The sequence below is a fragment of the Glaciibacter kafniensis genome (genome assembly GCF_039538945.1).
In the GTDB taxonomy this organism is placed as follows: domain Bacteria; phylum Actinomycetota; class Actinomycetes; order Actinomycetales; family Microbacteriaceae; genus Cryobacterium; species Cryobacterium kafniensis.
This window is the reverse complement of record NZ_BAABCN010000002.1, coordinates 499,657-519,302: the sequence shown is the minus strand read 5'-3', so window position 1 is coordinate 519,302 and position 19,646 is coordinate 499,657. Positions and strand designations below refer to the sequence as shown.

At 64.8% G+C, this 19,646-nt stretch carries 16 protein-coding genes; 3 read left to right on the top strand and 13 right to left on the bottom strand.

Annotated elements, in window-relative coordinates; translation table 11 throughout:
- Window positions 1-4: 4 nt before the first annotated feature.
- The 7 genes from ABD791_RS02910 to dusB all read right to left on the bottom strand — a co-directional run bounded on the left by ABD791_RS02910 (window position 5) and on the right by dusB (window position 10,113).
- On the bottom strand, window positions 5-1,693 hold the full coding sequence (locus ABD791_RS02910) for a dipeptide ABC transporter ATP-binding protein (protein ID WP_345062115.1): 1,689 nt from the start codon (window positions 1,691-1,693) through the stop codon (window positions 5-7).
- On the bottom strand, window positions 1,690-2,784 hold the full coding sequence (locus ABD791_RS02905) for an ABC transporter permease (RefSeq protein ID WP_345062113.1): 1,095 nt from the start codon (window positions 2,782-2,784) through the stop codon (window positions 1,690-1,692). The genes ABD791_RS02910 and ABD791_RS02905 overlap by 4 nt, the downstream gene beginning before the upstream one ends.
- 2 nt (window positions 2,785-2,786) lie before the next feature.
- Window positions 2,787-3,878 carry an ABC transporter permease gene (locus ABD791_RS02900; RefSeq protein WP_345062111.1) on the bottom strand — a complete coding sequence of 364 codons (1,092 nt, stop codon included), beginning with the start codon at window positions 3,876-3,878 and terminating at the stop codon, window positions 2,787-2,789.
- A gap of 97 nt (window positions 3,879-3,975) precedes the next feature.
- A complete protein-coding gene (locus ABD791_RS02895) occupies window positions 3,976-5,619 on the bottom strand; it encodes an ABC transporter substrate-binding protein (RefSeq protein WP_345062109.1) in 1,644 nt (547 codons plus the stop codon).
- Between the two features lie 154 nt (window positions 5,620-5,773).
- Window positions 5,774-7,642 carry a DNA primase gene (gene dnaG / locus ABD791_RS02890; protein ID WP_345062107.1) on the bottom strand — a complete coding sequence of 623 codons (1,869 nt, stop codon included), beginning with the start codon at window positions 7,640-7,642 and terminating at the stop codon, window positions 5,774-5,776.
- Window positions 7,643-7,694: 52 nt separating this feature from the next.
- On the bottom strand, window positions 7,695-8,945 hold the full coding sequence (locus ABD791_RS02885; RefSeq protein WP_345062105.1) for a deoxyguanosinetriphosphate triphosphohydrolase: 1,251 nt from the start codon (window positions 8,943-8,945) through the stop codon (window positions 7,695-7,697).
- Entirely contained in the window at window positions 8,938-10,113 is a 1,176-nt protein-coding gene (dusB, locus tag ABD791_RS02880; protein ID WP_345062103.1) for a tRNA dihydrouridine synthase DusB, read from the bottom strand. Before dusB ends, ABD791_RS02885 begins: the two co-directional genes overlap by 8 nt.
- A gap of 34 nt (window positions 10,114-10,147) precedes the next feature.
- Here dusB and ABD791_RS02875 point away from each other — a divergent pair, with 34 nt between their 5' ends.
- A complete protein-coding gene (locus ABD791_RS02875; RefSeq protein ID WP_345062101.1) occupies window positions 10,148-10,666 on the top strand; it encodes an aminoacyl-tRNA deacylase in 519 nt (172 codons plus the stop codon).
- Window positions 10,667-10,834: 168 nt separating this feature from the next.
- Here ABD791_RS02875 and ABD791_RS02870 read toward each other — a convergent pair whose 3' ends face one another.
- The 4 genes from ABD791_RS02870 to recO form a co-directional block, all read right to left on the bottom strand.
- Entirely contained in the window at window positions 10,835-10,957 is a 123-nt protein-coding gene (locus ABD791_RS02870) for a hypothetical protein (protein WP_345062099.1), read from the bottom strand.
- A gap of 5 nt (window positions 10,958-10,962) precedes the next feature.
- The gene (locus ABD791_RS02865; RefSeq protein WP_345062097.1) at window positions 10,963-11,646 is read right to left on the bottom strand and encodes a DsbA family oxidoreductase; all 684 of its coding nucleotides are present in this window, start codon (window positions 11,644-11,646) and stop codon (window positions 10,963-10,965) included.
- 140 nt (window positions 11,647-11,786) lie between these two features.
- Window positions 11,787-12,629: an isoprenyl transferase gene (locus tag ABD791_RS02860; RefSeq protein WP_345062095.1), complete on the bottom strand. Its 843-nt coding sequence runs from the start codon at window positions 12,627-12,629 to the stop codon at window positions 11,787-11,789.
- The gene (gene recO / locus ABD791_RS02855) at window positions 12,626-13,348 is read right to left on the bottom strand and encodes a DNA repair protein RecO (RefSeq protein ID WP_345062093.1); all 723 of its coding nucleotides are present in this window, start codon (window positions 13,346-13,348) and stop codon (window positions 12,626-12,628) included. Before recO ends, ABD791_RS02860 begins: the two co-directional genes overlap by 4 nt.
- A 78-nt stretch (window positions 13,349-13,426) precedes the next feature.
- Between recO and ABD791_RS02850 the strand changes: the two genes are divergently transcribed.
- Both ABD791_RS02850 and ABD791_RS02845 read left to right on the top strand, forming a co-directional pair.
- The gene (locus tag ABD791_RS02850; protein WP_345062091.1) at window positions 13,427-14,086 is read left to right on the top strand and encodes a trimeric intracellular cation channel family protein; all 660 of its coding nucleotides are present in this window, start codon (window positions 13,427-13,429) and stop codon (window positions 14,084-14,086) included.
- A 168-nt stretch (window positions 14,087-14,254) separates the two neighbouring features.
- Entirely contained in the window at window positions 14,255-14,929 is a 675-nt protein-coding gene (locus tag ABD791_RS02845; protein ID WP_345062089.1) for a hypothetical protein, read from the top strand.
- Window positions 14,930-15,184: 255 nt separating this feature from the next.
- On the opposite strand, the gene leuA is transcribed toward ABD791_RS02845, so the two are convergent.
- Together leuA and ABD791_RS02835 are read right to left on the bottom strand one after the other, a co-directional pair.
- Window positions 15,185-16,951: a 2-isopropylmalate synthase gene (gene leuA / locus ABD791_RS02840; RefSeq protein ID WP_345062087.1), complete on the bottom strand. Its 1,767-nt coding sequence runs from the start codon at window positions 16,949-16,951 to the stop codon at window positions 15,185-15,187.
- Between the two features lie 156 nt (window positions 16,952-17,107).
- Window positions 17,108-19,642, bottom strand: coding sequence for a phosphatidylglycerol lysyltransferase domain-containing protein (locus tag ABD791_RS02835; protein WP_345062085.1), 2,535 nt, complete (start codon window positions 19,640-19,642; stop codon window positions 17,108-17,110).
- Window positions 19,643-19,646 lie beyond the last annotated feature (4 nt).

The following is a 19,646-nucleotide window of genomic DNA, read 5'->3' as shown; positions in this document are numbered from 1 at the left end:
ACCTCTATCCTGCCGCACGCAGGCGCCGAAGCCCTTCCCTCCGCAGCGCTTGCTCAGCGGGGTCTGGCACCGGAAGCGAAGCGAGGAGCCGTTGCGTGTAGAGATCCTGTGGCGCACCGAGCACCTCGGCTCCGGTTCCCTCCTCGACGAGTTTGCCCCGGTACAGCACGGCAATCCGGTCGGCGAGAATGTCGACGACGGCCAGGTCGTGGCTGATAAAGAGCGCGGCGAATCCGAACTCGCGCTGCAGCTCGGCGAAGAGCTCGAGCACGCGCGCCTGAACTGAGACGTCCAGAGCGGATGTCGGTTCATCGGCGATCAGCAGCGCGGGTTCCAGCGCGAGCGCCCTGGCCAGGCTGGCGCGCTGCCGCTGCCCACCGCTCAGCTCGTGCGGATACCGGTCGCCGTACGCACGCGGCAATTGCACCGCCTCGAGCAGCTCATTGACCCTGGCTCTCGCCGCCGCCGGATTCGCAGCCCGGCCGTGCACGACGAGCGGCTCGGCCACGCAATCAGCGATGGTCAAGAGCGGGTTGAAGCTCGACGCCGGGTCTTGAAAGACGAACCCGATGTTGCCGCGCACCTTCTTGAACTGGCGCTCCTTGACTCCGTTCATCTCATGACCCAGCACCTGCAACGACCCGCCGGTGACACGCGTCAGCCCGGCGATTGCCCGCCCGGTCGTGGTCTTTCCCGACCCGCTCTCCCCCACCAGACCCAAGACTTCACCCGGTTTGATCGAGAAACTGATCCCGTCGACCGCCGTGAACCCGGCACGCCCGAACCGGCCGGGGTACTCGATCCGCAGGTTGTCGGCGACAACGACCGGCGCTTGCGCTTCCCATTCGGGAGTGCGAGCCTCTGCACGCGCCCTGGCGAACACGATTCCTTGCCCGACATGCGGAACCGCGGCCAACAGGCGCTTGGTGTAGTCGGCCTGCGGGTTGCTGAACAGAGTCTGAACGTCGGCCTCCTCGACCAACTTGCCTTGGTACATCACTGCAACGCGGTCGGCGAGGTCGGCGACAACCCCCATGTTGTGAGTGATCAGCACAATCGCGGTGCCGAACTCGTCACGACACCGCCGCAGCAAATCGAGAATCTCGGCCTGCACCGTCACATCCAGTGCCGTCGTCGGTTCGTCGGCGACGATCAGGCCCGGGTCGAGCACCAAGGCCATGGCGATGACCACTCGCTGCTTCTGGCCGCCCGAGAACTGGTGAGGATAGTAGTTCACGCGCACCTCAGGCTCGGGAATACCGACCCGGCCCAGGATGTCGATGGCTTTCGCCCGCGCCTCGGCCTTGCTGAACTTGCCGTGCGCCATGATCCCTTCAGCGATCTGCCACCCCACGGTGTAGACGGGGTTCAGCGCCGTTGACGGCTCCTGGAACACCATCGAGACATCCGTGCCGCGCAGAGAGCGCAACCGGCTCTTGCTGACCGAGAGCACGTCGTTCTGGTCAGACCCGTCTTTGCTCCGCACGATCACGACGCCGTTGGTTGTCGCAGTTTCGGGCAGGAGCCCGAGAAGTGTCTTGGCGGTGACGGTTTTTCCGCTGCCGCTCTCCCCGACGATGGCGAGAACTTCGCCAGGTGCCACGGTGAGGCTGATCCCGTCGACCGCCTTCACCGCTCCGGCATCGGTCGAGAACGACACCCCGAGGTTGGTGATTGTCACGATGTCGTTCATAGTCTTGCCTCGAATCCGTCGTCATCGGGTCTTCTTCGGTCAGGCATCCCGCTGGGCTCGATACCCGAGATACCGGGCACCTCGTCAAGCGAACCGCCGGGAACGACCGAGGTTTCGGCGACAAGGCCGGAGTCTTGGCCGACTCGGCGCCGACCGCGCAGCCGTGGGTCGGCGAGGTCATTGAGGCTCTCCCCCACGAGCGTGATGCCGAGTACAGCCAACACGATGGCCAGCCCGGGAAACAGCGCCGTCCACCAGATGCCGCTCGTGACATCCGACAGCGCCTTGTTCAGGTCGTAACCCCATTCGGCAGCCGAAGACGGCTCAATACCGAAGCCGAGAAAACCGAGGCCGGCGAGCGTGAGGATCGCTTCCGATGCATTCAGAGTGAAAATCAGCGGGAGGGTACGAGTGGCATTTCTGAGCACATGGCGGAACATGATCCGACTGTTGCTCGCACCGAGAACCCGCGCTGATTCGACATAGGCCTCAGATTTAATGCGCACGGTCTCCGCGCGAATCACCCGAAAATACTGCGGAATGAACACCACGGTGATCGAAATCGCCGCGGCAAACACGCCACCGACCAGGTCTGACTTTCCACCAGAGATGACGATGGACATCACGATGGCGAGCAGCAGCGAGGGGAATGCGTACACCGCGTCACAGACCACGACGAGCACCCGGTCGAGCCAGCCGCCGAAATAGCCGGAGACGAGCCCCAGCGCCACTCCCGCGAAGAGCGACAGCGTCACGGCGACGACGATCACGAAGATCGCGGTCTGTGCTCCCCAGATCACCCGGGAGAGCACGTCGTAGCCGCCGACCGTCGTACCCAAGAGATGAGCGCCGCCCGGGGGCAGCTGGGCGCCGAAGACGCCGCTCGCATCGCGCAGCTGGTCATAGCTGTACGGCGCCAACAGGGGCGCAAAGATCGCGGTGAACACAAAGAGGGCTGTGATCACCAGGCCGGTGAGCAGCATGCCCCGCTGCCACCCCATGCTCTGGCGCACCTGGTGCACCACGGGGAGCCGCTGCCACAGCGACGGGCGACGGATGCCGGCAGCCGGCGTTTCGATGAGCTCGGTCATGGCTAGTACCTCACCCTCGGGTCGATGATCGCGGCAATGATATCCACGATGAAATTGGACAACGCCACGATCACGGCGAGCAGGGCGACGATGCCCTGCACGGCAACGAAGTCTCGCGCTTTCAAGAACTCGGAGAGCATGAAGCCGAGGCCCTTCCACTCGAAGGTGGTTTCGGTCAGCACGGCGCCGCCGAGCAGCAGCGCGATCTGCAGCCCGATCACGGTGATGATCGGGATGAGCGCCGGCCGATAGGCGTGCTTGCTCACCAGGCGAAACTCGCTGACTCCGCGGGAACGTGCCGCGTCGACGTAGTCGGTGCCGAGGGTGCCGATCACGTTCGCGCGCACCAGGCGCAAGAAGACGCCGGCCGTCAGGAGCCCGAGCGCGAGCGCGGGCAGCACCGCGTGCTGGAGCACATCCGCCAACACCGCGGGGTTACCGGTTTGGATCGCGTCAATCGTATAGAACCCGGTTTTGTGCGGGAGCATCTGCATTTCGAGCTCGGCGCGCGTCGAGGCCCGACCCGAAACCGGCAGAATGTCGAGCCAGACCGCGAAGACCAACTTGAACAGCAGGCCGGAGAAGAACACCGGTGTGGCGTAGCAGAGGATGGCGAAGACGCGCAGGCCGGCATCCTGACCTTTGTCGCGCCAGTATGCGGCGACCATGCCGAGCGGAATACCCACGATGAACGCCACCAGGAGCGAGTAGAACGCCAGCTCGGCCGTGGCGGCGCCATAGGTGGTCAGCACCTCGACGACCGGACGGTTTGTGCTGATCGTCGTGCCGAAATTGCCGGTGAAGATCTGCCCGAGATACTCGACATATTGAATCAGGATTGGCCGGTCGTAGCCGGCCTCGTGAATGCGTTCGGCCAATTGCTCAGGGCCGAGCTTGCCGCCGAGCGCTGCCGTGATCGGATCGCCGGTGGTGCGCATCAGCCAGAACACCATTGAAACCAGGATGAAAATAGTCGGAAAAATGAGCAGGAACCGAACCAGGATGTAACGCCCGATCCCCCCGCCCGATGAAGTTCGTTTGCGCCCAGGCGTTGTGCCTGATTGTGCTGCCGGCGCCGTTGCCACAGTGGTCATGCTGTCCTCACGATTTCAAGGCGAGGGGGGCATCCAGCCGTTGCGACTGAATGCCCCCATCATTTCAAGCTAGGGCGAACCCTAACGGTGGATCTGACTAGCCTTTCGAGAGTGCCGCGTAACGGAATTTGAACGATGCGTCGAGTGTGTCGGAGGTTCCCGTCACGTCGGCGCCGGTCACGGCCACCTGAGCGCCCTGGAGCAGCGGCAGGGTCGAGAGGTCGACGGCGACCTTGTCTTGAATCTGTTCGATCAGCCCGGTGCGCTCCGTCGCGTCTGGGGTGACGGCCTGCTTCAGAATCAGGTCGTTCACCTCAGGGTTGTCGTAGTGGTTCTTCAGAAAGTTCTCCTTGAGGAAGAACGGCGTGAGGTAGTTGTCGGCGTCTGAGTAGTCAGGGAACCAACCGAGCTGGTAGGCCGGGTACACGTCGCTGGAGCGATCCTTCGAGTACTGCACCCATTCCGTCGTCTGCAGGTTGACCGTGAAGAGACCGGTCGATTCCAGCTGGGACTTGATCAGCGCGTACTCGTCGCCAGAGGAGGGGCCGTAGTGGTCGTTGCTGTACTGCAGGTTCAGCACGACCGGGGTGGTCACTCCGGCAGCGTCAAGCGTCGCCTTCGCCTTGTCGGCATCCGGGCCGCCGTTACCGTCGCCGTAGAGCGGCTTCAGTGACTCTGTCGCCCCGGTCAGGCCGGCCGGAACGTAGGAGTAGAGCGGGGTGTAGGTGTCCTTGTAGACCTGCTTCGCGATCTCAGAGCGGTCAACGAGGTCCGCTGCCGCCTCACGCACGGCAAGCGCCTTGGCCGGGTCGGCTTCTGCGGTCGTCGCGCCGTACGGCTGGGTGTTGAAGTTGAAGACGATGTAGCGCGTCTCACCGCCGGGGCCGTCGACAACCTGGACGTTCTTGTCGCCGCGCAGGCTGTCGATGTCGGTCGCCGACAGGCTGCGCCAAGCGACGTCAATGTCACCCTTCTGCACTTCAAGCTTCAGGTTCGACGCGTCGGTGTAGTACTTCACGTTGACGACGTCGTTCTTCGGTGCTCCGAGCAGGCCCTTGTAGTCGGGGTTTGCCTTGTAGGCGACGAGGTTGTTGAAGTCGTAGCTTGTGATGTCGTACTGTCCGGCGAACGCGTGGCCGTCGACGATGTCTTTGTCTGGCGTGATCGCGTCGGCCGAGAACACGTCTTCATCGACGATCGGGCCGGCCGGGCTCGACAGGATCTGCGGGAAGATCTGGTCGTTGGCCTGCTTGAGGTGAAAGACGACGGTGGTGTCATCTTTCGCTTCGACGCTGTCGAGGTTGTACAGCAGCGATGCCGGGCCGTTGGCGTCGTTGATCTTGATCTGACGGTCGAAGGTGAACTTCACGTCGGACGAGGTGAGCGCGTTGCCGTTCACGAACTTGAGGTCGGGCTTCAATGTGACGGTGTATTCCGTCGGTGCGGTGAACTCCGCCGAAGTCGCGATGTCTGGTGCGACATCCGGGCTGCCGTACGGGGTGTTCATCAAGAACGGGAACACCTGGTTCATGACCGCGAATGACCCGTTGTCGTAGGAACCCGCCGGGTCGAGCACCGTGACCAAGTCAGTGGTGCCGATGATGATCGTGCCACCGCCTGCGGCATTGGTGGATCCCTCGGTGGAGCCGCCGGCCGAACAACCAGCGAGAACGAGAGCGGCCGCAGCTGCTGTTGCTGCGACCGCGAAAACGCGTTTTCCGTTCGTGGATGCGGATGTCATATCCGTAACCTCTTTCTGTCGTTATCTCATGCGGCGTCGCCGAAACAGTGGTTACGGCGACAGTGCTGTAGAGCAAGAACTAGCACAGAAAACGGGTCAGTCGGAGAAAAGGTAGAAGTCTTTACGAAGCTGCAATGTTGGCCGGCGGCCGAATCTACGCCTCTTCGCGCAGGTTGCGACGTTCGGCCTCAACGCGCACGAGCTCGCGTTGGATTGCGACGTATACTTCGCGATCGGTGGCATCCGTGCGCTGCAGGCGCCCGAGCAGCTCGGCCTTCTGACGCAGCAGGTCACGGTCGATCAATGCCACTGCGATGTCTTTCACATAGCGCGTGAGGTCGCGTTCTGTGCGCTCCGGCAGCGGGGCCAGCGCTAGCTCTGTGACTAGTTTGGACAGCGAGTCCGGTACCTCGGCGATGACGCGGTCGAGCCAGCCCGGTTCGGCGGCGGTGTTCACCGTGACCGCGATCGCGTCGCGCACGATAGCGAGCGACGGGTGCACGAAGTTGGTGTGCACCGCGCGCCCGATCACGTCGATGCCGACCTGAGTCGGATGCTGCAGCATCGCCATCAGGGCATCCCGCTCGAGCCGGGTGGCCGGGTCGGTCGGCAGCTCGACGAGAGAGAACTGCTTTTCCGGCTGTGGCTCGGCCGGCTGATCGTCGTACCGGCGTGGGGTCTCACGGGTCTCGGCCTTGGGGTGCGAGAGTGCCGACGAGACGGCACGGCTGACCTCACTCATCTCGACACCGAGCATGCGGGAGAGCTCACGAACATAGCCGGGACGCAGTGAGGGGTCACGGATGCCGGCGACCACGGGGGCCGCCGCTCGCAACGCCGAGATGCGGCCTTCGACGGTGTCGAGGTTGTACTGGCTGAGCACCTGCCGAATCATGAATTCGAACATCGGCTTCTTGCCGTCGATCAGGCGGCGCACCGCGTCATCGCCGCGCTTCAGCCGCAGGTCGCAGGGATCGAGCCCTTCCGGCGCGACGGCGACAAAGGTCTGCGCGGCGAAACGCTGTTCCTCGCCGAACGCGCGCACCGCGGCCTTCTGGCCGGCGGCATCCGGGTCGAACGTGAAGACGACCTCGCCGATGCCGCTGTCGTCGCCGAGCACGCGGCGCAGCACTTTGATGTGGTCGACGCCGAACGAGGTGCCACAGGTGGCGACGGCGGTGGTGATGCCGGCCAGGTGGCAGGCCATCACATCGGTGTAGCCCTCGACGACGACGACCTGATGACTGCGGGAGATGTCACGCTTGGCCAGGTCGAGCCCATAGAGCACCTGGGCCTTGTGGTAGACCGGGGTCTCCGGCGTGTTGAGGTATTTGGGGCCTTTGTCGTCGTCGAGCAGTTTGCGCGCGCCGAAGCCGATCGTTTGCCCGGTGATGTCGCGAATCGGCCAGACGAGGCGGCCCCTGAACCGGTCGTAGACTCCGCTCGACCCCTCGCGGCTGGAGACCAAGCCGGCCAGGGTGATCTCTTCGGTGCTGAAGCCCTTGCCGCGCAGGTGGTTGGTCAGTTCGTCCCAGCTCTTGGGGGCGAAGCCGATGCCGAATCGTTCGGCGGCCGCGGCGTCGAAGCCGCGTTCGCCGAGAAACTGACGGCCGACCTCGGCGCCTGGGCTCCCGAGCTGCGCGACGAAGAAGTCGGCGGCAGCCTGGTTCGCGGCGAGCAGACGCGCGCGGTTGGTGTGGTCTGGCGCACCCTCGCCGTCTTCGTAGTGCAGCTGCAGGCCGACGCGGCCGGCCAGGCGTTCGACGGCTTCGCTGAAGCTGACGTGATCCATCTTCTGCAAGAACGAGTAGACGTCGCCCGACTCTCCGCAGCCGAAGCAGTGGTAGAAACCGACCTGCGGGCGCACGTGAAAACTGGGGCTGCGCTCGTCGTGGAAGGGGCAGAGGCCCTTCATCGAGCCGACGCCGGCAGATTTCAAACTCACATAGTCGCCGATGATGTCGGCGATATTTGTGCGGGCTTTGACCTCTTCGATGTCGCTTTGTTTAATGAGGCCTGCCATACCTCGATTCTAGACGAGCCGGTGGCCGAGGGACCGCGAGCGCTCTCGCCTGTTAGTCGCCGATTAAGCGCTGGTGCCAGGCCAGGGCCGATTGGTCGGTCAGGCTCGCGACCTGGTCGACGACGACCCGCTTGCGCGCGGCATCGTCGGTTGCCGACCGCCAGTCCTCGGTGAACCCCGGGTCGAGATCGACGCCGCCCGAGGCGTAGAGCGTGTCGGCCAGATTCGTCAGCACCTGTCGCTGCCGCTGGTAGATCGGTTTGCGAGTCGTCGTCGACATCACGAAGGTGGCGACGATGCCCTTGAGCACGGCAATCTCCGCCTGGATCTCACGTGGCACGACCACTGCGCCATTGAAACGGATGAGGCTGGCCACCGGGTAGGCGTCGCGCGTCGCGTGCACCGCGGCTCCGGAGAAGCGCCCGATCAGCTGGCTGGTCAGATTCTTCAGTCGCCCCTGGTCCTGTCGGCTCCCCGACCATCCCACGAGCCAGTCGTCGAGCGAATCGAGGCGGTCGAACGCGGCAATCAGCTCGTCGTGCGGAATCTCACCGCCGATCCATTCGTACATTGACGAGACGAGCTCGTCGTGATTGACCCGGTCACCGAGCGCCTCGACATCCACATAGCCGTTGAAGATCGCATCCTCAAAGTCGTGCACCGAGTAAGCCACGTCATCGGAAAGGTCCATCACCTGCGCTTCGATGCAGAGCTGGCGCTCCGGCGCTCCGTCACGCAACCAGGTGAAGGCATCGACGTCGTCGGGGTAGAAGCCGAACTTGGCCCGCCCGCTCGGGTCGTCGACAGAGGAGTCGGTGGGCCATGGGTACTTGCAGCTCGCGTCGAGGCTGGCTCTGGTGAGGTTGAGCCCGAAACTGCGACCGTCGGCGCCGAACACCTTCGGCTCCAGGCGGGTGAGCAGGCGCAGGGTTTGCGCGTTGCCTTCGAAGCCGCCGACATCGGCGGCCCAGGTATTGAGGGCTTTTTCACCGTTGTGCCCGAACGGAGGGTGTCCGATGTCGTGAGCGAGGCAGGCCGAGTCGACGATATCGGGGTCGAGGTTGAGGCGGGAGGCGAGCTCCCGGCCGATCTGGGCGACCTCGAGCGAGTGGGTGAGCCGGTTGCGCGCGAAGTCGAGACCGGCCGACGGGCTGAGCACCTGGGTCTTGGCGGCCAGGCGGCGCAAGGCACTCGAATGAAGCAGTCTGGCCCGGTCGCGCGCGAAATCGCTGCGCTTCGAGCCGTGCTTCTCTGGCAGCCAGCGTGCCTCGTCGTGTGCGCTGTAGCCCGTTGAGTTAGCCACCGCTGGTGTCCCCTTCGCCCTCGGTCAGATTCTCACGCTGCGCGCCGTCGAGCTCGCGCGAGTTGAGCCAATTCTCCGGCAGGGCCGGCTTTTTCGGCGTTCCGGCGCGGCCGCGGGGGCCTTCTGCTCCGATGCCCGGGTACGGCTGGTCGGCATCCAACTGCCCGAGCAGGTCGTCCAGCTGGGCGAGCGACTGCACGGTGGCCATGCTGGCGCGCAGGTCGCCGCCGACCGGGTAACCCTTGAAGTACCAGGCAACATGCTTGCGGATGTCGCGGCATCCGCGCTCTTCACTCTCGAAGAATTCGGTGAGCAGCTCTGCGTGCCGACGGAAGGTGGCTGCGACCCGTCCGAGGTTCGGCTGGATCAGGCCCTCCCCCGGATGTGCCTCTGGGTTGAACGCTGCGGCGAGATCGCCGAACAGCCACGGGCGCCCCAGGCAGCCGCGGCCGACGACGACGCCGTCGCATCCGGTCTCGCTCATCATGCGCAGGGCGTCGTCGGCCGACCAGATGTCGCCGTTGCCGAGCACCGGCACCGAGGTGACCGTGCTCTTCAGCTTCTCGATCGACGCCCAGTCGGCCTGGCCCGAATAGAACTCGGCGGCGGTGCGGGCGTGCAACGCGATCGCCGCAACGCCGGCACCCTCGGCGGCCTTGCCGGCTTCGAGGTAGGTGAGGTGGTCTGAGTCGATGCCCTTGCGCATTTTGACGGTGAGCGGCAGGGGCCCCGCAGCCTTGACCGCGGCCTCGACGATCTGGCGAAAGAGCGTGCTCTTCCAGGGCAGGGCTGAGCCGCCGCCCTTGCGGGTGACCTTGGGCACCGGGCAGCCGAAGTTGAGGTCGATGTGGTCGGCGCGATCCTCGGCGACCAGCAACGTCACGGCATCCGCCACCGTCTTCGGGTCGACCCCGTAGAGCTGGATCGACCGGGTCTTCTCACTCTCGTGGTGCGTGATCAGACGCATCGACTCCGGCGTGCGCTCGACGAGGGCACGCGACGTGATCATTTCGCTCACGTAAAGCCCGGCGCCGAACTCGCGGCAGAGCCGGCGGTAGGCGGTGTTGGTGATGCCGGCCATCGGCGCCAGTACGACGGGTACGTCGAGCTCGAGCGAACCGATTCGAAGGGGGGCCGCCTGGCTTATCGTGGATGTGGGAGTGATCATTGCCTCTAATTCTCCCAGAAAGCGCGGGCCGCTCATGCAAAAACCAGATTCCGGTGCAGATTCCACTGCAGATGTCGGTGCACAACCGATCGGGCGCGAGCGAGTGTTGCAGGATGCCGCGGCGCGCAACCTCGACGTGCGGATCATCGAACGGCCCGCCGCACGCAGCCTGCACGAGGCAGCCGAGCTGCTCGGAATCGAGCCGTCCGGCATCGTGAAGACCCTCGTCGTGAAGCGGTCGAGCGGTGACTTTCTGTTCGCGTTGGTGCCGGGCGGCCGCAAGATCTCCTGGCCGAAGCTGCGCGCGCTGGTCGGGGTGAACAAGCTGCAGCTGCCCGACGCTGCCCTTGCTTTGGAAGCGACGGGCTATGAGCGCGGCACCATCACTCCCCTCGGCAGCACGCAGGCGTGGCCGGTGTTCGCTGATGTGACGCTGCAGGGCCAGGAGGTGGCGATGGGTGCCGGCGAGCACGGCTACAGCGCGTTCGTCGACGCCGATGCGCTGATTCGAGCGTTCGACGCGACCGTCGCAGACCTGACCGATCCGGAGTAGCGCCGCGCGCGCATCCAGCAGTCCGAACTCCCCATTCGACGGAGATTTGCGCATTTTGGCCCGATTTCTGCCTGTTTCATAGGTCACAGACAAAAATCTCCGTCGAATGGGGGGCGCACTCGGGCAGACAGAAAGACTCGCGATGCGCCGAAGCGAATCGCGAGTCAGTTAGACGCCGCAGGCGCCTCCGCCACAGCATCCGCCGGCGTCAGCCTGGCCGACGAGTTCGATTGTGGGGCGGCCTTCGGCTTCGACGACGGGGGCCTCGGTGGTGATGGTGTTCTCGCTCATGCGGACTACTCCTTGGTCGATTCGTTCGGGGTCGGCACAGCTGACTCTGCCTTCTCTGATCGTACTTGTTCCAGAACCTGGGCGAAGGTCGCCGCGTCCTGCGCACCGGAGACGCCGTACTTGCCGTCGATGACGAAGAACGGAACACCCTGGATGCCGTACTCCTGGGCCAGCGCGACATCCGCCTTCACATCGGTGAGAAACTCGTTCTCGGTCAGCGCGCGCACGACATCGGCGCGGTCAAAGCCGATTTCTGCAGCCATGTCGGCGAGGTCTTCGATGCGCCCGACGTGGCCGCCCTCGACGAAGTAGGCCTTGAGCAGGCGTTCCTTCATCTCGAGCTGACGCCCCTTCGACTTGGCGTAGTGGATCAGCTCGTGCGCCTTGACCGTGTTGGTCTGGTGCACGGAATCGTAGTCGTAGTCGAGCCCGACGCTCGCTGCGATCTCCGTGACGTTCTGGAGCATCTGTTCAACCTGCGGCAGGGGCAAGCCCTTGCGCTGGCTGAGGTAGTCGGCCGGGCTGCCGTCGAAGTCGACAGGTGTGTCGGGCGCCAGCTCGAAGCTGTGATACTCGACCTCAACATCACCACCGAACTGGGCTGCGCCCGCTTCGAACTTGCGCTTGCCGATATAGCACCAGGGGCACTGAATGTCTGACCAGATGTCAACTTTGATAGTTTCACTCACTCTGGCCCCAACGTCCTCGGTCCGCGAAGTTATTCCCGCGCGCCACCCTGCCCGCCGGATTGGCCGTGAGGTGCCAACTTTTGCTAGTTACGAGGCACTCCAACTAGCAAAAGATGGCACCTCACGGGAGGAAACGCAGGTCAGGCCGTCGGGGCGTCCACGGCCCCGCCGTAGCGACGGTTACGCGCGGCATAGAGCTCGATCGCCCGCCACAGGTCGACCCTGGTGAAGTCCGGCCAGAGCGTGTCGAGAAAGACCATCTCGGCGTAGGCGCTCTGCCAGAGCATGAAGTTGCTGGTGCGCTGCTCCCCCGAGCTGCGCACGAAGAGATCCACATCGGGCAGGTCGCCGGCATAGAGGTGCCGTTGGATGGCTTTCTCGGTGATTCCCGACGGCTTCAGCCTGCCGGCGGCGACGTCCTCGGCCAGTTGGCGCACGGCATCCGTGATCTCGGTGCGGCCACCGTAGTTCACGCACATCGTCAGCGTGATGACGTTGTTGTGCGCGGTCAGCTGCTCGGCATATTGGAGTTCATTGATGACGGATGCCCACAGACGCGGCTTGCGGCCGGCCCACCGCACGCGCACGCCCCACTCGTTGAGCTGATCGCGGCGGCGGTGCAGCACCTCGCGGTTGAAGCCCATCAGAAAGCGCACCTCGTCGGGCGAACGCTTCCAGTTCTCGGTCGAGAACGCGTAGACGCTGAGGTGTTTGACGCCGATCTGAATGGCGCCGGCGACGACGTCGAGTAGCGCCGCCTCCCCCGCCTTGTGCCCTTCAATACGGGTCAGTCCGCGGCCGTTGGCCCAGCGGCCATTGCCGTCCATCACGACAGCGACGTGCTCTGGCACCGCCTTGGCCGGAATCGCCGGCGGGTAGACACCGGTCCAGTCGAGGGGCTTGAACGCAACCGCATCTTTGTGGGTGTACCGCGCGGACGGCGCGGTGGTAGATTTTGCGCCTGAAAAGGGGTTACGGCTCATCGACTGACGTGCTCCAAGGATCGGAGGCCGCGCTCGAGGTGCCACTGCGTGTATGCGGCGACGACCCCGGTGGCCTGGGCTTTGGTCTGTTCTGCTGACTGCTTGGCGTAGTCCCAGTCGCCGGTCAACAGCGCACCGAGCAGGGCGATGGTGTCGGCGGTGAGTCGCGGCGAACCAGGAGGTGCGCAGGTGTCACAGACCACGCCGCCGAGTTGAACGACCACCGCAGAGTGCGGACCGCGCGCTCCGCAGCGGGAGCAGTCTTGAAAACTCGGTGCCCAGCCGGCCATCGAAAGCGCGCGCAAGAGATAGGAGTCGAGGGTGAGGCTCGCGCCGTGCTCGTGCCGTGACAGCGAACGCAGCGCCCCGACGAGCAGGAGGTACTGCTGCAGCGACCCCTCCGACTCGGTGAGCTTGTCGGCCGTCTCGACCATCGCGCTGGCCGCGGTGTAGCTGGAATAGTCGGCGGTGATCAACGCCCCGTAGGAACTGATCGACTCGGCTTGCGTGATGACGTCGAGGCTGCGGCCCTCGTAGAGCTGCAGGTCGGCGACCATGAACGGCTCGAGCCGGGCGCCGAACTTCGACGCCGTGCGGCGCACCCCCTTGGCGACGGCCCGCACCTTGCCGTGCTGCCGGGTGAGCAGCGTGACGATGCGGTCGGCCTCGCCCAATTTTTGGGTTCGCAGCACGACGGCTTCATCACGGTAAACAGGCACAACCCAATTCTCCCACTTCCGCCTGGGATCACGCGCGAAGCGACGGGTTCAGAGGCCCATTCGTGGTACCAATAGTGAGTGACACCGACGCTCTTCACCATCCCCCTCTGGATCGACCTGTCCGCGGTCGCCATCGGTGCTATCCAGGGCGCAATGTTCGCCGGTCGTTTCACCGACCGCCGATTCGATCTGCTTGGCGTCGCACTCATCGGCATCGTTGTCGGGCTGGGCGGCGGTCTTCTGCGTGACATCCTGCTCGGCGGCGTTCCTGCCGCCCTGCAGAGCAACTGGTACCTGCCGGTCGCGACCGGATTCGCTCTGCTCGGGATGCTGTTGCAACGGTTGTTCCACCGGTTGAATCCGCTCATCGTGGGACTCGATGCCGTGACCATCGGCCTGTTCGGCGCGATCGGCACGACCAAGGCCCTCTCGCAGGGTCTTCCGGAGATTCCCTCGCTGTTCGTCGGAGTCGTCTCTGCGGTCGGCGGGTCGATCATCCGCGACATGATGCTCAACGTTCCGATCGCCATCATGCACGTCGGTTCGCTCTACGCGGTGGCCGCGGGCGTGGGCTGCGGACTGCTCATCATTCTGGTGCTGCTGAACGTGCAGATTACGATTGCCGCCATCATCTGCGTCGTCGTGACAACGGCCATCCGAATTCTCGCTGCTCGCTACGGCTGGAGCCTGCCGCAGCAACGCGCGATCGGCAGCTGGCCGCGCTGGCGACGACGCTGAGCCCGACGCTGAGCCCGGCGCTGAACCTGACGGCAAACCTCACCCTGCGTGCGGACCTCGGATGCGCCCGCTCAGACTCAGGGTCGATCTCACGTTAAAACACCCTAGCCATTCGCCCGGCCGGGGAGCAGACTGGAGTCATCTTGTCCCCGTGCAGGGAGGTTTCAGATGTCGCTACATGCCGTCACTACGCCCGACTTCATGCCGGTGCTCTCGCGCGGAAAACACAGGACGCCCAGGGGCGGCGGCTGCTTCATGGAGTTCGCGTCCTACCTCGCGGGCGAATCCTGGAGCGATCATCCGGCCTGCACGCATCCGCAGCTGGCCTCGCTGGCGCGCATGACCAACGACTGCACCTCGGATGCGGCACGATCGAAACTCGCCGTGCTGATTCCCTCGGTGATCGGCTTGAACGGCGACGACCCGCGCGTTGCGCTGCTCGTGGCGCTGCGGGCTGCAACGTCGGCGCTTCCCGTGGCCAACATGGAACGACAGCGGGCCTTGGCCGTCGGCATTCTGACCTGTGAGCATGCACTGCTGAAGCTCGAGGGCCGGCCGCTTCCCGGAGTGCCGGAGCAGATTCGGGCTGCCTTCGATCTCGCTCCAGACACCGAGCCGTGGGCTCATCGCTTCATCGCAGATGCCGGAACCTTTGCGCGTGCCAAGTTCACCTCGCGCACTGCCGACTCGATCGTGCGCACCGCGGTGCAGGGCATCGCAGAAGCCTGCGACCCCGACACCGATGGCCGACTCAACCGGCTGCTCGCCGCCGCGATCGACGACTGCGCTGCGGTTCTGGCCACCCCCGCGCCGCAGCCTGCGAAAACGCACAGTCGCGTCTAACTCGCGCGGCTGAACGTCGTCGGTTGAACGTCCGAGCACCATCTCGTTGGTCGAGGAGCGCGCGAGCGCGCGAGCGCGCGAGCACGCGTCTACTAGGCATATGACCGTTTCGTTGATCGAGGAGCAGCCGACGAAGGAGCACGCGTCTCGAGATCTCGCGAGCCAATCCTAGAACTTGAGTTGCGTTCAAACATTGGCTCACGGGGTCACGAGACGGCCGCGGGCGGCCTCGTCGACCAACGAGGTATAAGGAGACTAAACGGTCGCGAGCGTGCGATCGCCCGACTCGACACGCACACCACGGTTGACCGCCGAGACGACGGCCTTCAGCGAAGCGGTCGAGATGTCAGCGTCGATGCCGACGCCCCAGTAGCGCTTGCCGTTCACATCGAGTTCGACGTAGGCGGCGGCCAGAGCGTCTCCGCCGGCCGACATGGCGTGCTCGACGTAGTCGTAGAGCGTGATCTCGATGCCACGCTCGGCCATCACGCCGAGGAACGCGGCGACGGGTCCGTTGCCGGATCCGGTGGCGGTGGACACCGAGTCCCCGTCGCGCAGGTCGACGGTCAGGTCGACCGATCCGGCGAGGTCGCTGGCGGTGCGGGTCGACATGAGCTCGAACCTGCCCCACTTGGCGTCATGGTCCGAGTGCTTCGTCGGCAGGTACTCGTCGTTGAAGATGTCCCAGATTTGGTCGCTGGAGACTTCGCCACCCTCGGCATCGGTCTTGGCTTGCACGACCCCGGAGAACTCGATCTGCAGCTTGCGCGGCAGGTCGAGGTTGTGGTCGGTCTTCAGCAGGTAGGCGACGCCGCCCTTGCCCGACTGCGAGTTGACCCGGATGACGGCTTCGTAGCTGCGACCCAGGTCTTTCGGGTCGATCGGCAGGTAGGGAACGGCCCAGACCAGGTCGTCGACCTCGACGCCCTGCTTCTCTGCATCCGCTGCCATCGCCTCGAAGCCCTTCTTGATGGCGTCTTGGTGCGAGCCGCTGAATGCGGTGAAGACCAGGTCGCCAGCCCACGGGCTGCGCTCGGGAACGGGCAACTGGTTGCAGTGCTCTGCGGTGCGCTTGACCTCGTCGATGTTGCTGAAGTCGATCTGCGGGTCGATGCCCTGCGTAAACAGGTTGATCCCGAGGGCGACCAGGTCGACGTTGCCGGTACGCTCACCGTTGCCGAACAGGCAGCCTTCGATACGGTCGGCGCCGGCCAGGTAACCCAGTTCGGCGGCGGCGACGGCGGTGCCGCGGTCGTTGTGCGGGTGCAGCGAGATGATGATGTTTTCACGCTGGGCCAGGTTGCGACCCATCCACTCGATCGAGTCGGCGTAGATGTTCGGCGTGGACATTTCAACCGTCGACGGCAGGTTCAGGATGATCTTGCGCTCCGGCGTCGGCTCGAAGATCTCGACGACCTGGTTGCAGATGTCAACGGCGAACTCGAGTTCGGTGCCCGTGTAGCTCTCTGGCGAGTACTCGTAGTACACGTCGGTGCCGGGTACCAGTGCTTCCATCTCGCGGCAGAGACGCGCGCCGGTCAGGGCGATGTCGATGATGCCCTGCTTGTCCTGACGGAACACGACCTCGCGCTGCAGCACGCTCGTCGAGTTGTAGAGGTGAACGATGGCCTGCTTGGCGCCGACGATCGACTCGTAGGTGCGACGGATGAGGTGCTCGCGCGCCTGGGTCAGCACCTGGATGGTGACGTCGTCGGGGATCGCGCCCTCTTCGATCAGGCTGCGCACGAAGTCGAAATCGGTCTGGCTGGCCGACGGAAAGCCGACCTCGATTTCCTTGTAGCCCATGCGCACCAGCAGGTCGAACATGATCCGCTTGCGCTCTGGACTCATCGGATCGATCAGGGCCTGGTTACCGTCACGCAGGTCGACAGCACACCAACGCGGTGCGACGGTGATCTGTTTGCTCGGCCAGGTGCGATCCGGCAGATTGACGCGGAACTGCTCGTGGTACGGGCGGTACTTGTGGATCGGCATTGCCGATGCTGATTGGTTGTTTTTCATGATCTGTGATCTCCTCGCAAAAGTTGGGATGCCAACGACAAACTCCGCGACGAGGGAGGCCTCAGATTAGGACTCGTCGCGGCAGCTAAGGAGGAGCGCACCAAACAACACGAATCTAGGGTATCACCGTTTGGGCGACCTTTGAACACTGCCCGGTCACGAGTGGGAAGCGGATGCGTGGGAGCCGGCGTTGTTCGAGTTGGCCGACTCGCCAAGTCCACGTGCGAAGGCCAGGGCCTCCCGCACCGAGAGCGACGGCAAATAGGCCCTGGCCAACGCGACGCCGATCGCGGGCAGGGCGACGGCATCAGGGAAGGCCATGATCAAGGGTTGAAGCTCAGGCTGAAACTTGCGCTTGAAGGCGAAGAGCGACCGAAACCCATAGACGGGTTCGAGCACCCGCCCCAAGAAATCGAGCATCCGCGCGGGCAGATCACTGGGTTCCCCTGTCACGCCCTGCTGCGGACTCGTGGCCAGCGGAGCGGCAGACAGGCTCAAGAACTCGATCTCGGGCCGCTCACTCATCATGCGTGCCGTTTGCGCGATCAGAAATTCCATCACCCCGTTCATGCTCTCGGGCCGGCGACGCATGAAGTCAAGCGTCCAGCCGATCACGACGCCGTCACGATAGCTCGGCAACCAGCTCGTCACCGCCTGCACCCGGTCGTCGGCATCGACGGCCAGCATCAGCCGCACCGCCGGGTCGCGCAGCTCGTCGAGACCGCCCAGGGTGAAGCCGAGCTCCGGCAGTTCCTTCTCCTGCACCCACTGCTCGCTGATCTCGGCGATCTGCAGGCTGAGCAAGACCGGCAGCGCCCGAAAGCTCGTCCATTCGGCCCGCACGCCGGCGCGGTCGGCCCGATTGATCGATGAACGGATGTCCTGCCATTTTCTGCCCGTCGTCTCCCACCTGCGAGGGCGCAGAACCGTCTCCTCCCCCACGCCCATCGTCGCCCAGCCCATCGCGTCAAAGGTGGCCCGCCACTGGTCGTGCAGGCTGTAGAAGACCGGAATCCAGCCGTGGTCGTCGCACAATGTGGCGAACTCGGCGACGGCGGCCGCGCCATCCGCTGCCGGGCCAATCGGTTCACTCGTCGTGATCGCCACCCCGTTCACCACCCGGTAGGCGATCGCCGTGGTTCCGGATTGGGTGAACCAGTTCGAGTTTCCTTCCCACGTTGCCATGAAGGCCAGGGATCCGCCGCCGCCGGCGAGGAGCAGCGCGCGCAACCGCTCGGCGCCCTGCTGGTCGACGCGGCCCGGAGCGCTGCGCAGACAGAGAATGACCCCGACGATGACGATGATCCACCAGAGCGGTCCGACCCAGTGGTAGAGGGCCGCTGACATCCAATCGCCGGGAAGAAAGCTCACGCGTTCGATGCGCAGAAAGCCGACAGGGATGAAGCGTTCCGGTACGTCAGCAAGCAGGTCGAGGAAGGTAACGGGCGGACGAAAGCTGTCTCTGAGCAGCCAGCCGCCGCCGACATAGAGTGCTGCGAGACCGACGCCGCTCGCGATCGTCGTGATGACGAAGGCGCGCGGCCCGCCCGGCCTGCTGCGCACCGGAAATCGTCGAAGATTCAGCAGGAGGACGGCGGCGACCGTGGCCGGTGCCAGCACCGACACCACCAGCACGACCGCAATCTCCCAGTAGTGCGAGGCGTGAGGCTGCCAGACAAATGTCGCACCAGTGCTCGGCAGCAGCCCGTAGTACCACGCGCCCAACGCGGCCAGCCCCAGGTTGACGCCGATGGCGACCCAGGCTGCGAAGCGTCGGCCACGGGCCAGGCCGAACGCCGCGATGAGCAGCACGAGCAGTGGGAGCAAACTGACCAGGATGGGGCCGACGCCGCCCAGCCGCTCAAGCGTCAACTCGTGAACGCACTGCCGGGTGATGTTTCCGAGCAGGCAGCGATCGATTGCATTTCCGGCCGACGGAACATCGGGACTGAAGAGCAGGCCGAGCGGCGCCAGGATGCCGTATCGACCGCCGGAGAAACTCGTCACCACCGGCCCGACCGCGACAACGCCGACGACTGCGGCCAGCAGGGTGCGCGTTTCGTGATGGGAGCTGCGGCGCCAGGTGAAGTCCACGGGCTGGGGCCGGAACAGCAGACCCAGACCGAGTCCGACGAGCGCGGCGAAGACACGATAGAGATCGGACGGCTGCCCGGAGTAAAGCAACAGCACCAGGATGCCGGCCAGTGTCAGCACGCGGATGCGGCGGCGCCAGAGCGGCCCGGCGAAGCAACTGGCGGCCATGATGCAGCCGGCGATCGGGGCGAACGGGTCCAGCGCCCACAGCTCCCTGACATGCTGCGACCACAGCTCGCCCTGGGCAACGCCGAATCCTTGCACCAGGATGCCGAGCAGCGCCCCGAGCACCGCAGTGACGACGAACACGATGAGGGTGCGCGTCGTGCCGAGCAGTCGTTCGGCAAAGCCCAGCACCACCACCGCGGCCACGAGCGAGATCGCAAGCTCGAGCAGGCCGTTGCCAAAGAAGACGTAGGTGATCAGCGACCACCAGTGGCCGAGCTCGACGACCGACTCGTAGCCGGTGCCGAGCAGCAGCCGCAGCTGCTGATGGGGGCCCCTGAGCGCTCCGGTGAGCATTGCCGCCACCAGCAGGGTGAGTGCGAATCCGAGCGCGAACGGCTGCTTCTCCGCCAGTCGCCAGATCATCTTCATTGGG